The following is a 17,618-nucleotide window of genomic DNA, read 5'->3' on the forward strand; positions in this document are numbered from 1 at the left end:
ATTTTACTAGCTTACTTTGAAAAGGGTAGAATAGTAGCATGGAAGCTGAAGGAGGCTAAATGGATGTATTTTCAGGCATTAATAATAGATAAAGTCGAAAACGAGGTTCTTGTTCAAAGTAGAACGCTGCAATGGAATGATTTACCCGAAGGTGAGCTTCTAATAAAAGTGGCCTATTCCAGTATGAATTATAAAGATGCTTTGGCTTGTTCAGCGAATGGAAATATTGTTAAAAGCTATCCGTTTGTACCTGGCGTTGATCTAGCTGGGATTATTGTTGCCAGTGGAGATGATCGTTTTAAAGAAGGCGATGAGGTCATTGTTACAGGCTATGGCCTTGGTGTGACTCATTATGGCGGGTTTAGTGAGTATGCTCGGCTTCCTGCGGAATGGGCGTTAAAGCTGCCGAAAAACCTGACGTTAAAAGAAGCTATGATTATCGGAACTGCAGGCTTTACAGCAGCCCTGTCTGTTTATGAATTAGTGGAAAATGGAGTAGGCACAGCGGATGGTCCCACTCTGGTTACTGGAGCAACAGGTGGAGTAGGCAGTATGTCAGTGGCAATTCTTGCTAAGCTAGGGTACGAGGTGGTTGCCAGCTCTGGAAAACCTGAAATGATCGAACATCTGCTGCAGCTTGGTGCTTCTCGGGTGATTATGAGGTCAGAGCTGATTAAAGATCCGATAAGGGCCTTGGATAAACAGCTTTGGGCGGGAGCAATCGATTGTGTCGGAGGGCAGGCTTTAGCTTCACTTTTGCCAAGTATTCAATACGGAGGCACCGTTGCGATTAGCGGGATGACTGGAGGGGCTGATTTAAGTACTTCGGTTTTTCCGTTTATTCTACGTGGCATTCGGCTTATTGGAATTGATTCTGTACAGGTTAAGATGAGCAAACGTGAGAAAGTATGGGAAAAGCTTGCTAGCGATTTTAAACCACTACTATTCGAAAATATGGCAGAGGAAATTACCTTAGGCCAAGTAATGGACTATGTGCCTGTTATTCTTGCAGGCAAGTCACGAGGCAGGATTGTGGTTAAGCTCTAGTTAATGAAAAATAATTCGATCAAAGGGAGGAGTTTCTTTGGCTCTACGGAATTGTCCAGGCGACATACCGACCCATTTGCGAAACACCTTGATGAAATAGTTGCCACTGGAGAAGCCTACCTTCTCAGCAATCTCCTCAATCGGCAGCGTAGATTTACGCAAAAGCTGAACGGCTTTCTCCATCCGTATGTGCGTCATATATTGGTGAGGAGTAAGTTTGGTATGCTGTTGAAACAAACGAATAAAATAATAAGAGGATAATCCGACATGCCCTGCTACTTCTGAAATGGATGTATTATGGGCATAGTTAGCGTTCATAAATGCAATTGCTTGCTGAATTTCCTCAGGCAAATCATTCGTGTTTCCTGTATATTGTCCTCCGCGATACAGCTCCATCAACAGCTGAAATGCCAATCCTGCAGCTTGATAGGAATCCGAAACTTCATTCAAATAGGCTTTGCGAAACATTAGCTTCAGTGTTTGGACAACCTGTGAATCCAATTCAAATCTATGTATATTCCCTATTTGTTGAATCAACCAATGCCACGCTTTACGTGCTTCCTCGCCTGTCAAAGTCGCAAATATAAACTCCCAATTAGAGCTGGTCGAAGGTAAATAATAATAATGGTCACTAGGAATTTTTACTAGGAAGGCTTGTCCCTCTCGCAGTAAGGTAGTTTCTGTCCCTATTCGGATAGCTCCTTCTCCCTTTAAGGTATATTGCAGTAAATAATGCTCCGTCTCTCCACGCAGCAAACCATTCCAACGGTATTGCATGGAATCTATATTCTCCCAGCCGATGGCTGCGAGCTGCACAGGTGCGTCATATGGAACATGCGGGTAGCGAAAGCCAAGATTAGCATATTGAAGGTCATTTAACATAGCGCAATATATTACCCCTTTTTCGCAGTTATTTATTCTTGAAAAATAATAAGGTTAGGATATCATAGATGTAGATAGAATTAAAAGTTTTTAGTAGGATGACAGTAATTTACTATTGTGTGTGATGGATCAGGAGGGAAAACCTATGCAATTGGAGCATCGACAAATGAAATTGCAATATGCCAACAATAAAGGAGAGTTAACGCCAGCTGCATTCTACGCAGGAGTGAGGAATGAGGATTTAGCTTCTTACCATCCAGGCTTTCAATTAGGAGTTGCTGGTTATCCATACGGCTATATGGAGGGTACGCTAACTGGTTATTCAGAGCTGCCAAGAGAAATGAAGCTGATCCGACATGAAGATACTGATCAGCATATTATTTTTGAATATCGGCATGAAGTGATTGGACTGACAGTATGCGTTGAGATGGAACGAATTCCGACAGCTTCCGTTCTAAGATCAGTCACAACTGTACGCAACGAAAGCGATGCTCCTGTAGTGCTGACTCATCTTTCTTCTGCTTGTTTGCCGGGAATCGGCGGAGGAGGCATTCGCCCTTGGCATAATAAGCAGAAACTCAAGCTGCATTATGCGCTGCAAACCTGGAATGGTGAAGGGCAATGGCGCAGCGGAGATTTAGAGCAGCTTGGACTTTATCCCACATCTTTGCATCAAACGGGCTCATCGATTCATTTTAATTCAACAGGCAGCTGGAGCACGAGCCGCCATTTGCCGATGTTGGTCATAGAAGATTTAGAGACAAGCGAAGCTTGGTATGTGCAGGTAGAGACTTCGAGTATTTGGCATTTGGAAATTGGGCATCATGGACCAACAAATGCGGGTGGTGTATATATTCAGGCAGATGGAGCTAGTGAACGATTTGGTGGAGGATGGACGCAACAATTGCTGCCAGGAGAAAGCTTCATCTCTGTTCCTGTGGCGATAGGCTGCTGCAAGGGAGATTATCAGGATGCGATTCGTGAGCTGACCGCATACAGGCGTAGTCGGCTTAAACCGGAAAATGCATGGGATGGGGAGTGTCCGCTAGTTTACAATGACTATATGAATACTTTGTGGGGAGATCCAACTATTGAGAAGCTGGTACCCTTGATCGATGCTGCCGCAGCGGCTGGCTCGGAAGCATTCTGCATCGATGCAGGATGGTTCGCGGGGCGTGGAGTTTCCTGGGGGTTGGGGCTAGGTGATTGGCAGCCAAGCCATGATCGTTTTGATGAGATGGGGCTTCAGGGAATTGCTTCATATATTCGGAGCAAGTCAATGATTCCAGGCATTTGGCTCGAGATGGAAGTATGCGGCAGCGATGCCGAGCTCGGCAAAAAACCGGATGATTGGTTTCTGATGCGTAATGGAGCTCGAGTCGGTGGTGGTGCCAGATGGTTTCTTGATTTTCGTAATTCCGCTGTCAGAGATTATATAATGGATATTATTAATCATTTGCATACGGACGGCTTTGGCTATATTAAAAACGATTATAATGCATGTGTAGGCATAGGTGTGGACAGTGTTGGCGGCTCCACGGCTTCAGGACTGCTGGAGCATACAAGGGCTTTTTATCAATTTATCGATGAAGTAAAAGTTCGTTATCCTCGACTTATTCTCGAAAATTGTGCTTCAGGAGGGATGCGGCAGGATTATGGGATGTTGTCCCATTTTCACCTGCAAAGCACCAGCGACCAAGAGTTTTATCACAAATACCCCTCTATTATTACAGGCTCATTAGCTGCCTTGCTTCCTGAACAAGCGGGTATTTGGGCGTATCCTTATCCACTGTCCTTTGAGGATAAGTTTGATAAGCAGAATCCAAATGTGATCCATGAAGATGACTATCACAATCAAATGGCCAATGGTGAACAAACCATATTCAATATGGTAAATGGGTTGTGCGGTAATTTATACTTTTCAGGCAACCTTAACCTTGCAGATGAGCGCAACAAAGCGCTTATTCAAGAAGGAATAGCACTGTATAAGCTGGAAAGAGCTCATATACGGAACTCTCATCCCATCTGGCCACTCGGATTTAATTCGTATGGTGAGGATGATTGCTGGGCTTGTGTCGGATTGGCTTCTCCAGCAGGCGACCGAATTTTATTGGCGGTTTGGCGGCTTGATAGTGCGGATGCGTTTCAAGAGCTTCCGTTGGGTCGTTATTTTGCAGGGAAGCAAGCGTCTGTACGACAGCTATATCCGGTCGATGATTCACAAACAAAATCGTTTTATAACGCTGTGAAGGGTGAATTGACTGTCCATTTCCCTAAACGTTATCAAGCGCGTTATTATGAAGTGACAGAGACAGTTGGAGTACCTGAGGTAGAGATTCAAAAATAACCTAGCAACAAGCACTTGAGCAGGAGGTTCATGTCATGAATTCATTGAACAATCTTTCGTTTCCCATTAGCCACCCCAAGCCGTATCAAGTCATTCAGAGATATGGCTATGAAGCGGCTAATGCTTATGCCAATCACGCAAGTGGTCCAAGCCTTGGATCTGGGGTAATTAGTATTTCCGGTAATATCAGTGGACATAAAAGCGGAAAGCTGGAAGCTAGAACATTGCTGTTTCCTGATGCATATGGCATAGCAGTGGATTGGCAGCAGCTGGAAGTGCAATGGGAGGGCGACAATTTCCATGCTGGCTTAATCGTTCCTGCGGGTGGTTGGTACCGTTTAGAGGTTCGTTACACGGACGGTGCTGAGATTCCGACGAGTTGCACCTCTTATGTAGAGCCTGTTGGCGTTGGCGAGGTTTTTATCATTGCAGGGCAATCTTATGGTGAAAACTGCAATGGGAATATTTGCAAATTGAAGATCCTCAAGGAAGAATCAGTGCGATGAATCCAGTTACTCTAGAGTGGGGAGTCGCTCATGATCCGCAGCCAGGGGTTAGAATACGCGATGAGAATGATGTTAGGTTTAAAGGGACAATCTGGCCTCCGGCTATGAATCACCTGTTACCCTTAATTCGGGTGCCCATTGGGATGGTGAATGTAGCCTTTAGTGCTACAGCATCCAGGCAGTGGATGTCGGGAGAGCTGTTATTTAATCAATTGTTTGAAGCCGGGAATGCCATTGGCAGGTTCAGAGCTCTGCTCTGGCAGCAGGGTGAATCGGATGTGATCGAAGAAATATCACAAGAATTATACAAGAGCCGTATACTTGCGATAAAGTCCGAATTGGAGCGACAGTGGAAGCAGACCTTCCTTTGGTTGCCTGCCAAGTCTACACTGCATCCAGAGGTTTATATAAAGCCTGTTCAAGAGGGTGGGATTCGTGCAGCGATTGATGAACTATGGGGAACAGCTGGTTTTGCACCGGGGCCTGATACGGATATTCTCGGAGGAATCGGCATTCACAGAGCGGTCACCGCCAACAGCCAGCACTTTACTCTCTTGGGTCAGCAGCAAGCAGGCTTGCTTTGGTGTATCTCAATTTGGAACATGTTGCAGGGTATCGACAATAAGATGAATGAGTAAATAGGTCTGTGCGGCGATGAGTGCGCTGGATTGTAGAGGCATTGTCATTAGAGCTTTAAATTTCTACCAGATTATGAGAAAATAGAAGGGTAAATATCTGTTATACGAGGAGGATTTTAGAAATGTCAGAAGACCGTAAATATTCCATTGAAACATTAGCCGTGCATGCAGGCCAGGAAATTGATCCAACCACCATGTCACGCGCAGTACCTCTGTACCAAACGACTTCCTATGGATTTCGCGATTCAGAGCATGCAGCTGATTTATTCGCACTCAAGGAATTCGGCAACATTTATACTCGTATCATGAACCCGACAACGGATGTTTTCGAGAAGCGGATTGCCGCAATGGAAGGTGCACCTGCAGCTTTAGCAACTGCATCAGGAATGGCAGCCATTACATACTCCATTCTTAACATTGCAGAAGCAGGGGATGAAATCGTCTCGGCTTCTAGTCTTTATGGCGGCACTTATAATTTATTCTCACACTCTTTGCCGAAGCTTGGAATTAAAGTTCATTTTGTAGATCCTAGCAATCCAGAGAATTTCCGTGCAGCGATTAATGATAGAACAAAGGCACTCTTCGCAGAGACCATTGGCAATCCCAAAGGGGATGTGCTTGATATAGAAGCAGTAGCAGCAATTGCCCACGAGCATGGAATTCCTTTAATCGTTGATAATACTTTTCCAAGTCCTTACCTGCTTCGTCCGATTGAGTTTGGTGCTGATATTGTTGTCCATTCAGCAACCAAGTTTATTGGCGGCCATGGTACATCCATTGGCGGAGTTATCGTGGATGGCGGCAAGTTTGATTGGAAGGCGAGCGGTAAATTCCCAGGCTTAACGCAACCAGATCCGAGCTACAATGGAGTGGTATACGTGGACGCTGTTGGGCCGGTTGCTTATATTATTAAAGCGCGGGTGCAATTGCTTCGCGACATGGGGGCAGCTATCTCACCCTTTAACTCATTCTTACTCTTACAAGGTTTAGAAACCCTTCATCTGCGGATGGAACGCCATTCTTCGAATGCCTTGGCAGTAGCCCAATTCCTTGAGAAAAACGAAGCTGTAGATTGGGTTAGCTATACGGGACTACCAAGCCATTCATCTTATGATCTAGCTCAGAAATACTTGCCTAATGGTCAAGGTGCAATCCTGACTTTCGGAATTAAAGGTGGCTTGAATGCAGGTAAGAAAGTCATTAATAACGTGAAGCTATTCTCTCATTTAGCTAATGTAGGTGATTCTAAGTCGTTAATTATCCATCCTGCGAGTACTACACATGCTCAGCTTAATGAGCAAGAACAAGCGTCTGCTGGTGTATCACCGGGATTGATTCGTCTTTCCATTGGTACAGAAGGCATTTCAGATATCTTGTTCGATCTGGAACAAGCAATTAAAGCTAGTCAGGTTTAAGGATAAGATCAGAAAGTTTAGTTAAACCTTTTTTCTCCATAGTTTATAAACAATCAAAATGATACGATAAACTCGGAGATATTCAGAAAGGTGAGTTACCCTACATGCCAGCATACTTGTAATGGATTATAAAAGCATAGTATTACCCTTTTTAGAGGTGTTATGACCAAGGGGGTAGTACGTCTTTTTGCCCATTACAAGGAATGCAAAGTATAGATGATTTTACTTGCAGAGAGTCCTTTCACAGGGGCTCTCTGTTTTTTATTGGAAACCGATATCTCCATTCATTTATTTTGTGTTCCTTTACTTTAGGAGTGAAGGAATTGGAAAAGGTAAGGTTAAACTGGCAAATTAATAGCAATGAAGAAGATAGCATTATAAGACGTTATTGCCATAATTGCGGCAAGCTAGCTATATTCAAGGATTCAGGAATTAGGAGACACAATGCGAACGGCAAGAATATCCATGCCTACGCCATTTATAAATGCGATAAAGATCACACTTGGAATGATAAGCTGGCTAAATATAAAGCTCAATCAGAGGATTACACTACTATAAAAGATACGGATACTCAGCCGAAGTCTATCGAAACAGCAGTAGGTTCACCACCTTCACCCGAAAAGATTTCTTTGGCAGATCTACAGCAGCAAGGCACCATGGAGGTTGAAATACTACTCGAAACCGTTCAAGGCAAATGGAGATTGGATAAGCTGCTTGCCCAACAGTTGAGCGGAATCAGCCGCAGTGAAATTGTTAAAGGCATAAATGGGAGCCGAATTCTGCTTAACGGCAAACAAGTTAAACCTAGTGAACTAGTTCAAGAAAATCAAGTGATTAGGATATGTATGACCATACTGGAGTTTCATTCTAATCCTTAATGGGTAAAGGTTATAACCTACGTAAATGAGGAGATGATCTAAAATGGACAGAATGAATTATTGGGTCAGTGTTGGAAATCATGAAATTGTCCCGCAAGGAGAAGGCAATAACCATGAGTTTGAAATAGCAGCGAATGAGCAAGAATTGGATTTGCTGAGAGAGCTATTCGATGAAATGGATCAAATCGATAATAGTTTGGTATTAAAAAGAGCGAGCACTCCATATGAAGTTTTTACTCCAGCAGGTCAGGAAGTAAAGACTCTCCCTTATGATAAGAAATTAATTGACGTCTATAGAACGATTTATGATCTAGGATTGCCGAATACGAAAGAACACATTCGAGGAATGAATATTCTATAACAACAGGGAGCCTGAATCACTAGGCTCTCTTTTCTCTGTTGTTCAACTGAAAATTAGCTTAGAATAAAGCAATAGCAATTATTCTCTTATCAAAAGGAGACTTACATGGAGAAAAACTTCCTAGGTACAAATGTTATTGCCCAAATTGGATTAGTCGTGCATAACATTGAGAAAACAAGCCAGGCCTATGCCGATTTTTTTGGGGTAGAGAAGCCAGCCTGGTTTTGGACAGATGCCATTGAAACAGCGCAAACGGAGTACAAGGGCAGTCCATCTGTTGCAAGAGCTAAGCTAGCATTCTTTGAAATGGGCTCCTTGCAATTGGAGTTAATTGAACCGGATGAACATCCGAGCACCTGGCGTGAATCATTAGATCAGAATGGTGAAGGCCCCCATCACATTGCTTTCGTCATTGAGGGCATGAACACTAAAATCAACATGATGGAACGCAACAATATGAAGCTTCTGCAAAAAGGTGAATATACAGGTGGACGTTATGCCTATATGGATACATTAGGTGATTTAAAGGTGATTCTTGAGCTGCTGGAAAATGATCCGGAATCCCCGTGAATATTAAGCTGGAACTTGCGCCTTCGCTCTTACTAGGATGGCGCTGATTTTTTGTTCCAGTGTATAGAGATTTTGCTTCTGATCGGCGATTTGGCGCGATAATGAGGATGAGGTGGCGAGCCACTCCATAGCACTCTTGGTATCTGGTTTTTTAACAGCTAGATTAAAGCTTTTACCAGCAGCAGTTAGACGAGTTTTATTCTGGCTTATACTGCTTTTTGCTGCTTTGATCTGCACTTTAATGGGGGCTGTTTCAGCCAGTGTTGCGCGAATTTTTCTTATGGTAGCTGCTTTATTGTCCTTGGCTTTTTTAAGCGCATTTTGTTTATTCTGAACATCTATTCGTGCCAATTGAGCTGCTGTTGTTACCAGCTTTACTTTTTTACCGAACATGGTTGTAAGTGGAGTAGAGGCGTTTAAGAGCGGGCGATAACGATTCTTAGCCTTCTCTAAATCAGCCTCGAGATTTGCGATAATCGTAGCATCGACCTCTCTAATTTGCTGCTGCAATAGAGATAAGGCTTCATCATTTTTGTAGTGAATTTCACTGGCTTTTGACTCCGAGGTTTTTGCTTGCTCTTGGGAGGTAATCAATTCATTGTAAAGTGTATTGATTTTAACTTTTGTAGCATTATCCGTACTTGTTTTAAGTTTATCCAGGGCAGATTGGATAGGGAGATCTAGATCAACTGCCGCCGCTGCTAAATTAAAGCTAGCTGCAAATACTAGAAATACTGAGAATACGATAACTATCATTTTCATTGGCTTCATATAAATCCTCCTTAAAATGGATAAAAAGCACCTGTAAGAAAGGCAAAAAGAGCCTTTTCCTACGGGTGCTTCCACATTAGGGGACAGATGTAATTTTTTCCAATATACTTTAAATTCTTATCTGCTGTCAAGCAAAAAGGGGAAATAGAATATCAACGGTTGTTCCGACATTTACTTGGCTGGTTAAGTTTATTTTCCCGCCATGTGCTTCGACGATTCGATGACAGATCATTAAACCTAAGCCTGTTCCAGTATCTTTAGTTGTGAAAAAGGGTTCCCCTATTTTACGAATTATATCTTCTGAAATGCCTTGGCCTTCGTCTTGAATTCGGATTAAAAGCTTGGCGTCGTCGGTTAATTGAATAGTTATATAGATTTGCCCTCCTTTAGGCATGGCATCCATAGCGTTAGTTATAATATTAATAAAAACTTGCTTCAATTGATTCTCATTACAATATAAAGTCGACTTAACATTAGAATCTTTTAGCGTTATTATTACATTTCTGAGTATAGCCTGTGTATCGAGAATAGAGACTACTCCTTGGAGAATGGTGCTAATATTACCATCGCTGAAATGACTAAGGTGTGGTTTAGATAGGCTCATGAATTCATTGACAATCGTATTAATTCGTTCAAGCTCACTTTGCATAATGCTTAAGTAGTGAAATTTGTCACCCAGCTCTTTTTGCAATAACCGTGTAAATCCTTTTAGCGCAGTAAGCGGGTTCCTGATTTCGTGTGCTACACCAGCCGCCAATTGGCCAATAGCGGAGAGCTTCTCTGATCTTACAAATCGTTCTTCTGCATTTTTACGCTCGGTTAAATCACGTAAGACACAAAGCATATGTGGTTTGGATTGATAAACAATTTGTGTGCTAGATATCTCAATTGAATTCTCGCACCCAAGAACATCAAGTATTCTGCCTTCTATAAAAGCGCTTGCTTTTCCGGTTGTGAGAATTTCGTTCTTTATTTCAGTTGCATACTCATGTTGATCTGGGGGTATAAACTGGTAAACATTTTTTCCGATGAGCTCATCTTCATTTACAGCCTTTAATAATTTACAGCATGAAATATTAGTATAGACAATAATATCATTATCAAGAACTAGAATGGGTTCAGGTAAATTTTTAATCAGGTTTTGATAAGCTAGAGAGCTCTCGCGCAAAGCTTGTTCCAATTGGACGCGTTCGGATACATCTCGAAGCACAGTTTGGACATGCCCTTCGGCCATTGGATTGAATATTTCATTACTGGATACTTCCGCAGAGAAAATTTTTCCGTCTAGACCAACCATAGTATGAATCGTAGAATCTAACTTTTGCATCGAGTTTTTTAATAAATCGATTCTTTGTGCAGCTAAATTATGCGAATCTATATGAATTAAATCGTAAATCGATTTACCGATCATCTGTTCATGGGAGGAGGCTCGAAAAAGCTTTAGAGCAGCATTGTTTACATAATTAATCTTTTCTTTAAAATGAACGACAATAGCCTCGGGTGAATGCTGAAGCATACTATACAATCTTTGCTCACTTTCAAATAAGGCTGCTTCAATTCTACGCTTTTGGGTAATATCTCTGCAAAATAGCTGAATACCTGATCTCGCACCATATGTAATGGGAACAGACCGAACCTCTACAATAATAACCTGCCCATCTAATCGCACCCATCTTTTTTCAATTAAATCGGAAGGTCTTCCCGCTCTTAGCAACTCTTCATTTTGCAACATTATCTTCTCAATATCTTCTGGAAGCAGGAAATCAGTGATATTCTTTCCGAGTACTTCACTGGAGTGACTAGCGCCAATCATTGTCATGCAAGCTGGGTTTAGGTATTCAACAATATTATCACAGTAAATGGCAATAGGCTCAGGACAAAGCTCAACAATCGCTTTAAATTGATCATTAGACAAGATGAGTTTATCGGTTGCACTCAAGATATATCAATCCTTTGTATGAGTTGGTTATTACAGACTATTGTAATTCGACAAATTGCGTTTAATCCCTTTTGATTCAAGATCATAAGCAGTATAATCAGGTGTAAATTAGACTGGTTTGATTTATCGAAGTGAAATGAGGCGTAACTATGATCAAAAGAAGAGGCATTCGTTTCAGGTTGATGATCCTAATGATTTGTTTGACTACTTTACCGGTTGCGACAGTGACATGGCTTGCCAGCAATAACACACGGCATTCTGTAGAGAAGGAAATGATCAATGCCAATAATTCACGAATGGAATGGGCTAACCAATATCTCAATGAGCTGATTCAGCAGCTGGATACTTTGTTCTATACCGTCCAGATTGATACTGAGTTTATGGGGGGGCTTAAAGAAATAGACAATTCAAATCTTAATGTGCAATACACCTCTCAAAAATATATCGGAGACACGTTAACTAAAGTATTCCATGCCAATTCCCACAAAATTGATGATTTCACCCTATATATTCATGAGAATAAGAAGGCGATTTCCGTAAGCTACACTAGCAGCGGGTTAATTTCTTTTTTAGATATTCAGCAAGGTCCGTGGAGTCGAATGCTGGCTACACCAACTAACATTTATTTTAAGCAGGAAGTAAACGGCATTTATGCCTTTCATAGTATGAATCGGTTTGAGGATCATAAATTGCTTGGAGGACTTGCGGTTAAGATAAATCGTAAGGTATGGGATGAAGTAGGCAGTATTCTTAAGTCAGAAAAGGATAGCTCTGTTTTCTTAATTAATGATGAAGGCCAATTGCTATCGGGCTCGAATAATGAGGGGGAGCTAGGTGATATTTCCGCTTTAATGCAAAAGCTGGCTGTGCCGGACTCAGGGCTTGGCTTTCAAAAGCTGAATGATCATTACTATTTTATGCAAAAGGTTAGTAATGGCAAGCTTACTTTGGTCAAAGCCATACCACTTGCGACGATTAACCGCAGTGCGCAGGCGACGATTAAAGCAGGTATTCTCACAGGTGGTTTATTCGTTATTGCCTCTATTATTCTATCTATTCTCTTCTCCTTGCGCATCAGTAAACCGATTGTTAGTCTGGCTAGAACGATGAGAACCGCTCAAATTCAAAGCTTTGAGCTGAAGTCGGTTAATAAAACGGATGAGATTGGCTTGCTGGAGCATGGTTATAATTCAATGATGCAGCGGATTAAAGAGCTGATTGAAGTTGAATATCAACGGGAAATTGATCTAAAAACGGCGCAGCTGAGAATGCTGCAAGCTCAGATTAATCCCCATTTTCTTAATAACACCTTGCATTTAATTGGCGGGATGGCCTTGGAGAAGGACGCTCCGGAGATATATAGGGTCACAAGGGTAATTGGGGAGCTTCTGAGGTATTCGATCAGTACAGGAAATGATCTGGTCGCTTTTGCAGATGAGCTGAAGCATATGCAGAATTATATTTTCATTCAAGAACAGCGATTTGCTGGACGCTGCCAGGTTCTGGTGGCAAACGATGAGGCATCTTATGAAAATCGTCTGCCGAAATTTATTCTCCAGCCCATTGTAGAAAATGCTTTTGAACATGGGCTGCAGCGTAAAGAAGGACAATGGTCCGTTGAAGTGAGGGTCAAGCAAATTCGCAATCGTTTGTTAATTGCTGTTCAAGATAATGGGATTGGGCTTGGAGCAGAAAAGCTTAGCGATATTCGTAAAGGACTGCGATTTGGCAATGAGCATAACCCGAGCTTCTCGGATAAAGAACAAAGTGGCAAACGAAAAGGCATAGGCCTAAAAAACGTCGATACCCGATTAAAGCTGCATTTTGGCGAACACTGTGGCATTCGGATCTATAGTAAACAAGGCGAGGGAACAATAGTGTTATTCATGCTGCCGATTCAGACAAGGGGGGAGCCAAACCATGTATAAAGTGATGATCATCGATGATGAGCCGTGGTCGAGAAAGGTGATTAAGCAGCTAGGCGATTGGGATAAGCTTCAATTGTCTGTCATCGAGGAAGCAGAGGATGGCTCGGAAGGATTGCGTTTGATCCAGGAGCTTGCACCTGATATCGTGGTGACGGATATGAGAATGCCAGGTATTGATGGTGTGGAACTCTTAAAAGCTTTGAATGAGCGACACCCTGAGCTGAAAATTATTGTGATGAGCGGGTATGATGATTTTGTTTACTTAAAGCAAGCGATTCGTTCGCAGGCCAAGGAATATTTACTGAAGCCAGTTGATCCAGATGAGTTAAATGCCGCTCTTGCCCAATGTGTACGGGAGCTGCAGCAAGCTAAGCAAATCTCAGCTGTTTCCTGGAGTACTCCGCTAATTTTTGCAGATACCGCTTCGCTTAATCAGTATTTGGAATACCGCCAGCTGATTTATGGGTATTTATTGGATTTAAATGCAGATGGCGTAGGGGATACTTTGGATACTCTCCATCATTTCCTTGAAGGGATTGATGCTGAACATTTCGTCGGCAGCATGCTGAATAAAATTGGCCATGATTTCACGTTGATGCTTGAAGAGTTTGTGGCGACAAGTGAGCTGGAATGGAGTCAAATGATTCCTGATTTGGAGTTGACGAGGTCCGAAAGCTCTGATCAGAACTCAGTCTCAGAAACCATATTGCAAATTGGATATATGTACAATCAGGTGATTGCAGCTTTACAGGGAGCGCGCAAAAACCGCAATAAATTGGATATGCGTGAAGTGCTGGCTTACATCAGCAGACACTATAACGAGGCAATTACCTTGGAATCGATCGCTAGCTATTTTTATATTAGTAAGGAGCATTTAAGCAGAGCGTTCAAAACGTTTAACGGCGATAATATGACCGACTTTATTACTCACAAACGGATGGAGAAAGCCAAGGAATTGATCGTTGAACGCAAGCTTTCCATTAAGCATGCAGCAGAAATGACGGGGTATGCGGATATAGCCTATTTCTATAAGGTGTTTAAAAAGCACTATGGCTTTGCACCAGGCGAATTGCGCAAGGGCACTGAATAGTGTTTAGCGGCTACGTCAATATTGTACAATAGAAGATGTTAATATCCTCAAAAGAAATGCGAAAACGCTTCCATTATACTAAGGTTGCAGTTAATTATGAGGGGGCAGCAATTCATGAAAAAATCAATTCATCTCAGTATTATCCTTGGTTTGTTATTGTTTATCGCAACAGGATGCGGTTCCAATACGAAAACCGATACACCGGCGAGCAGCAGCACAGCACCAGCAGGCACAACAGCAGTAAGCACGCCGGAGCCTACAAAAGCTCCAGCAACACCAGCAACACCAGCAACGCCTAAAAAAGTAGAACTAAACGTATTTATGAGCTATCCGCAATTTAAGGATCAGCTAGATAAGTATTTTGAACAGTTTAAAGCTAAAGAATTGGCAGAGAAGAACATAGACGTCACGATCAAATTAGAAATGCCAAACGCTGATCAGTCTAAACAAATTCTCCAAACGCGCTTAGCATCCAATGATGCACCGGACTTGTTCACTTTGCATGCGAATGATATCCCAACCTATTACAAAGCAGGGTATCTCAGTGATCTATCTGCCCAACCATCGATTCAAAGCCTATATGAGCCAGTTAAGAAAACCGTTACTTTTGATGGTAAAGTTGTATCATTACCGATAGAGAATACGGAATGGGGTTATCTATACAATAAAAAAATATTCAGCGAGCAGGGTCTAACTCCACCACAAACATTGGATGAAATGAAGACTGTTATCGATAAACTAAACGGGGTGAAAATAGCTCCTTTCGAGCTGGCTTTTCAAGAAGCGTGGGTTCCCCAACTGATGACAGCTTTATCCCTTGGAGCCGTTGTATCCTCTAAACATCCAGATTGGATTGCTAAGATGAACACAGGCGAAGCTTCATACAAAGATGTCGCAGACATTTTTAACATCATTGATTTGGTGATGGCCAATGGCACGAAAAAACCTTTTGAAGTGGGCAATGAAATTGGCGCTGCCGATTTTGCAAACGGCAAATCAGCTATGTGGCTGCAAGGTCCATGGAATGCCGATGCCATTCTCAAAGTAAACCCGCAAATGGAATTTGGTGTCGCCGCATTGCCTGTAAGCAATGATGCCAAAGATACCATGATTAATCTATCTACATCCACAACTTTGGCGTTATCGCCTTTAAGTAAAAATCAGGATGTAGCACTTGACCTGTTGAATTACATTCTGGATCCTAAGGATTCCTCTGCACTTTTCCAAGAATTGAAATTCAATCCGAACTCTACCGTTCATACTTATAAAGCAAGTCCATGGGTAGATGAAGCTTCTGCTTATGTGGCTAAGGGTCGGGCTTATCAGGATTTATCGCTGCCTAATGGTGTGACAGATGAGCAAGCTAAATTGCTGCAAAGCTACTACGCTAAAACCGTTACGAAAGAACAATTTATTAAAGCGATGGATAAAAAATGGGCAGATGCCGTAAAAGCGGCTAAGTAAATCAAGAGTCACGGTTAGCTAGGAGTGAGATGAAATGATTAATACTAAACCATGGAAACAGAACATCATCTTGTTAGCCTTCGTTTTTCCTGCCTTGATATTCTATGCTGCTTTTGTACTCGCCCCCTCTCTGGGGGGGATGTGGTACAGTCTGACGGACTGGAACATGCTGAATCCCACTTATCATTTGGTGGGGTTCTCTAATTATATCGAAGCCTTAACCGAAGATACTGCATTCATTAACTCCATTTGGTTCACGCTTAAATATGTGGTATTCATGGTCATTTTGTCCAATGGCCTTGCGATACTGTTGGCCGTATTAATAGAGTCTCAGAAGCGTGCTAAGGTGTGGTATCGGACGATTTTTTTCATGCCTAATATGATTAGTCTGATTATCGGCGGGTTTATGTGGATGTTTATTTTCACACGAGTGCTGCCTTATATTGCCGAGCATACGATGCTCCACTTTTTAGATCAATCGTGGATCGGGGATCCGCGTTATTCTTTTTATTCGCTCCTAATTCTCTCACTTTGGAGTGGCGTTGGCTATTTAATGGTCATCTATATTGCAGCACTTCAAGGTGTCCCCCAGCATTTAAAAGAAGCGGCTTCCATCGATGGGGCTAATGCTCTGCAAACGTTTCGTAATGTGACACTTCCCATGATTTATCCAGCAGTGACCATTGGTCTGTTCCTTACATTAAATGGCTCCTTTAAAGTATTTGAAGCGGTTTTTGCATTAACGAAAGGTGGACCTGGCCGCTCTACTCAGGTGATTGCGCTTAATATTTTTGATGAGGCATTTAGTCAGAGTAATCGATATGGCTATGCTAGTGCAAAAGCGATGATTCTCTTTTTTATTGTTCTGATAGTGACTCTGGTGCAATTGTGGATCATGAAAAAAAGAGAGGTGGAAGCATGAATAACGCTGGTGCGGGTTCTGGACGTTATGATTTGAGCCGCCGACTCGGTAACTTATCGATCTTTATTTTCTTGTTTGCGGGGTCTGTGGTGATGCTTTTTCCGATTTACATGGGCGTCTTAAATTCTCTGAAAACAGACGGTCAAATGTTAACTAACATTATGTCGATCCCAATGCATTTACAGTTTAGCAACTATCCCGATGCCTTTGTAAAGGTTCATTTTTTACGCAGCTTAGTGAATACCATGCAGATTGCTGCCTTTGGCTTAGTGGGTATTATTGTCTGTTCTTCCTTAGCTGGTTACAAATTGTCGCGCACTAAAAGCAAATTAAGCGGCTTCTTATTTGGTTTATTCTTGCTATCGACGTTGATTCCATTTCACTCGATTATGATTACTTTAGTGAGAATAGCGGGAAAGCTATCGATTCAAGGTTCTTTATATGGCCTGGGTGTAATCTATATTGGACTAGGTGTATCTTTGGCCATATTTCTTTATCATGGGTTTGTTAAATCTATCCCGCGTGATTTGGATGAAGCAGCGGTTATCGATGGTTGTGGAGAGCTCAAGCTGTTTTATGCGGTTATTTTTCCGCTGCTTGTCCCGATAACAGCCACGATAGCAATCTTAAACTTACTGTGGATGTGGAATGATTTTCTGCTTCCGTTATTAATGCTAACCCGTTCAGAGAATTACACATTGCTGCTATCCACCAACATGTTATTCGGGGAGTACAGTAATGATTGGTCGGCTATCTTAGCCACCTTGGTTCTAGCGATGCTGCCTGTAGTCGTTTTCTATCTGCTGTTGCAAAAATATATTTTGAATGGAATCGCCGAGGGTGCTATCAAAGGGTGATCG

The 17,618-nt window shown here is 42.2% G+C and carries 16 protein-coding genes; 13 read left to right on the forward strand and 3 right to left on the reverse strand.

Annotated features, from left to right (window positions below; translation table 11 throughout):
• Positions 1-63: 63 nt before the first annotated feature.
• Positions 64-1,047, forward strand: a complete 984-nt coding sequence (locus tag EHS13_RS03175) for a YhdH/YhfP family quinone oxidoreductase (RefSeq protein WP_155698971.1) — start codon at positions 64-66, stop codon at positions 1,045-1,047.
• On the opposite strand, the gene EHS13_RS03180 is transcribed toward EHS13_RS03175, so the two are convergent.
• Positions 1,048-1,929, reverse strand: coding sequence for an AraC family transcriptional regulator (locus EHS13_RS03180; protein WP_155698972.1), 882 nt, complete (start codon positions 1,927-1,929; stop codon positions 1,048-1,050).
• A gap of 145 nt (positions 1,930-2,074) precedes the next feature.
• Here EHS13_RS03180 and EHS13_RS03185 point away from each other — a divergent pair, with 145 nt between their 5' ends.
• The 7 genes from EHS13_RS03185 to EHS13_RS03215 all read left to right on the forward strand — a co-directional run bounded on the left by EHS13_RS03185 (position 2,075) and on the right by EHS13_RS03215 (position 8,644).
• Positions 2,075-4,276 carry a glycoside hydrolase family 36 protein gene (locus tag EHS13_RS03185; protein ID WP_162462931.1) on the forward strand — a complete coding sequence of 734 codons (2,202 nt, stop codon included), beginning with the start codon at positions 2,075-2,077 and terminating at the stop codon, positions 4,274-4,276.
• Positions 4,277-4,311: 35 nt separating this feature from the next.
• Positions 4,312-4,782 carry a hypothetical protein gene (locus EHS13_RS03190; protein ID WP_155698974.1) on the forward strand — a complete coding sequence of 157 codons (471 nt, stop codon included), beginning with the start codon at positions 4,312-4,314 and terminating at the stop codon, positions 4,780-4,782.
• Entirely contained in the window at positions 4,779-5,420 is a 642-nt protein-coding gene (locus EHS13_RS03195; RefSeq protein ID WP_155698975.1) for a sialate O-acetylesterase, read from the forward strand. The genes EHS13_RS03190 and EHS13_RS03195 overlap by 4 nt, the downstream gene beginning before the upstream one ends.
• A gap of 122 nt (positions 5,421-5,542) precedes the next feature.
• A complete protein-coding gene (locus EHS13_RS03200) occupies positions 5,543-6,835 on the forward strand; it encodes a homocysteine synthase (protein ID WP_155698976.1) in 1,293 nt (430 codons plus the stop codon).
• A gap of 323 nt (positions 6,836-7,158) precedes the next feature.
• The gene (locus EHS13_RS03205) at positions 7,159-7,713 is read left to right on the forward strand and encodes a S4 domain-containing protein (protein ID WP_162462932.1); all 555 of its coding nucleotides are present in this window, start codon (positions 7,159-7,161) and stop codon (positions 7,711-7,713) included.
• Between the two features lie 43 nt (positions 7,714-7,756).
• Positions 7,757-8,074, forward strand: a complete 318-nt coding sequence (locus tag EHS13_RS03210) for a hypothetical protein (RefSeq protein WP_155698978.1) — start codon at positions 7,757-7,759, stop codon at positions 8,072-8,074.
• A gap of 105 nt (positions 8,075-8,179) precedes the next feature.
• Positions 8,180-8,644 (forward strand): VOC family protein, encoded by a 465-nt coding sequence (locus tag EHS13_RS03215; RefSeq protein ID WP_155698979.1) that lies wholly within the window; start codon positions 8,180-8,182, stop codon positions 8,642-8,644.
• A gap of 3 nt (positions 8,645-8,647) precedes the next feature.
• Here the strand turns inward: EHS13_RS03215 and EHS13_RS03220 are convergent, their stop codons facing one another.
• Both EHS13_RS03220 and EHS13_RS03225 read right to left on the reverse strand, forming a co-directional pair.
• Complete coding sequence (locus EHS13_RS03220; RefSeq protein ID WP_155698980.1) at positions 8,648-9,415, reverse strand: hypothetical protein; 768 nt, start codon at positions 9,413-9,415, stop codon at positions 8,648-8,650.
• A gap of 127 nt (positions 9,416-9,542) precedes the next feature.
• Entirely contained in the window at positions 9,543-11,354 is a 1,812-nt protein-coding gene (locus EHS13_RS03225) for a PAS domain S-box protein (RefSeq protein ID WP_155698981.1), read from the reverse strand.
• Between the two features lie 149 nt (positions 11,355-11,503).
• Here EHS13_RS03225 and EHS13_RS03230 point away from each other — a divergent pair, with 149 nt between their 5' ends.
• The 5 genes from EHS13_RS03230 to EHS13_RS03250 all read left to right on the forward strand — a co-directional run bounded on the left by EHS13_RS03230 (position 11,504) and on the right by EHS13_RS03250 (position 17,615).
• Positions 11,504-13,282, forward strand: a complete 1,779-nt coding sequence (locus tag EHS13_RS03230; RefSeq protein WP_155698982.1) for a sensor histidine kinase — start codon at positions 11,504-11,506, stop codon at positions 13,280-13,282.
• Entirely contained in the window at positions 13,275-14,372 is a 1,098-nt protein-coding gene (locus EHS13_RS03235) for a response regulator (protein ID WP_155698983.1), read from the forward strand. The genes EHS13_RS03230 and EHS13_RS03235 overlap by 8 nt, the downstream gene beginning before the upstream one ends.
• 114 nt (positions 14,373-14,486) lie before the next feature.
• Positions 14,487-15,836: an ABC transporter substrate-binding protein gene (locus EHS13_RS03240; protein ID WP_155698984.1), complete on the forward strand. Its 1,350-nt coding sequence runs from the start codon at positions 14,487-14,489 to the stop codon at positions 15,834-15,836.
• Between the two features lie 34 nt (positions 15,837-15,870).
• Positions 15,871-16,758: a carbohydrate ABC transporter permease gene (locus tag EHS13_RS03245; RefSeq protein ID WP_405083546.1), complete on the forward strand. Its 888-nt coding sequence runs from the start codon at positions 15,871-15,873 to the stop codon at positions 16,756-16,758.
• A complete protein-coding gene (locus EHS13_RS03250) occupies positions 16,755-17,615 on the forward strand; it encodes a carbohydrate ABC transporter permease (protein ID WP_155698985.1) in 861 nt (286 codons plus the stop codon). Before EHS13_RS03245 ends, EHS13_RS03250 begins: the two co-directional genes overlap by 4 nt.
• Positions 17,616-17,618 lie beyond the last annotated feature (3 nt).

The sequence above is a fragment of the Paenibacillus psychroresistens genome, from assembly GCF_009728935.1.
GTDB lineage: Bacteria > Bacillota > Bacilli > Paenibacillales > NBRC-103111 > Paenibacillus_AC > Paenibacillus_AC psychroresistens.

What these genes read in the sequence shown, in the direction of transcription:
- EHS13_RS03175 (WP_155698971.1), top strand. Translation starts at nt 64, where the DNA reads ATGTATTTTCAGGCATTAATAATAGATAAAGTCGAAAACGAGGTTCTT.
- EHS13_RS03180 (WP_155698972.1), bottom strand. Translation starts at nt 1,929, where the DNA reads ATGTTAAATGACCTTCAATATGCTAATCTTGGCTTTCGCTACCCGCAT.
- EHS13_RS03185 (WP_162462931.1), top strand. Translation starts at nt 2,075, where the DNA reads ATGCAATTGGAGCATCGACAAATGAAATTGCAATATGCCAACAATAAA.
- EHS13_RS03190 (WP_155698974.1), top strand. Translation starts at nt 4,312, where the DNA reads ATGAATTCATTGAACAATCTTTCGTTTCCCATTAGCCACCCCAAGCCG.
- EHS13_RS03195 (WP_155698975.1), top strand. Translation starts at nt 4,779, where the DNA reads ATGAATCCAGTTACTCTAGAGTGGGGAGTCGCTCATGATCCGCAGCCA.
- EHS13_RS03200 (WP_155698976.1), top strand. Translation starts at nt 5,543, where the DNA reads ATGTCAGAAGACCGTAAATATTCCATTGAAACATTAGCCGTGCATGCA.
- EHS13_RS03210 (WP_155698978.1), top strand. Translation starts at nt 7,757, where the DNA reads ATGGACAGAATGAATTATTGGGTCAGTGTTGGAAATCATGAAATTGTC.
- EHS13_RS03215 (WP_155698979.1), top strand. Translation starts at nt 8,180, where the DNA reads ATGGAGAAAAACTTCCTAGGTACAAATGTTATTGCCCAAATTGGATTA.
- EHS13_RS03220 (WP_155698980.1), bottom strand. Translation starts at nt 9,415, where the DNA reads ATGAAGCCAATGAAAATGATAGTTATCGTATTCTCAGTATTTCTAGTA.
- EHS13_RS03230 (WP_155698982.1), top strand. Translation starts at nt 11,504, where the DNA reads ATGATCAAAAGAAGAGGCATTCGTTTCAGGTTGATGATCCTAATGATT.
- EHS13_RS03235 (WP_155698983.1), top strand. Translation starts at nt 13,275, where the DNA reads ATGTATAAAGTGATGATCATCGATGATGAGCCGTGGTCGAGAAAGGTG.
- EHS13_RS03240 (WP_155698984.1), top strand. Translation starts at nt 14,487, where the DNA reads ATGAAAAAATCAATTCATCTCAGTATTATCCTTGGTTTGTTATTGTTT.
- EHS13_RS03245 (WP_405083546.1), top strand. Translation starts at nt 15,871, where the DNA reads ATGATTAATACTAAACCATGGAAACAGAACATCATCTTGTTAGCCTTC.
- EHS13_RS03250 (WP_155698985.1), top strand. Translation starts at nt 16,755, where the DNA reads ATGAATAACGCTGGTGCGGGTTCTGGACGTTATGATTTGAGCCGCCGA.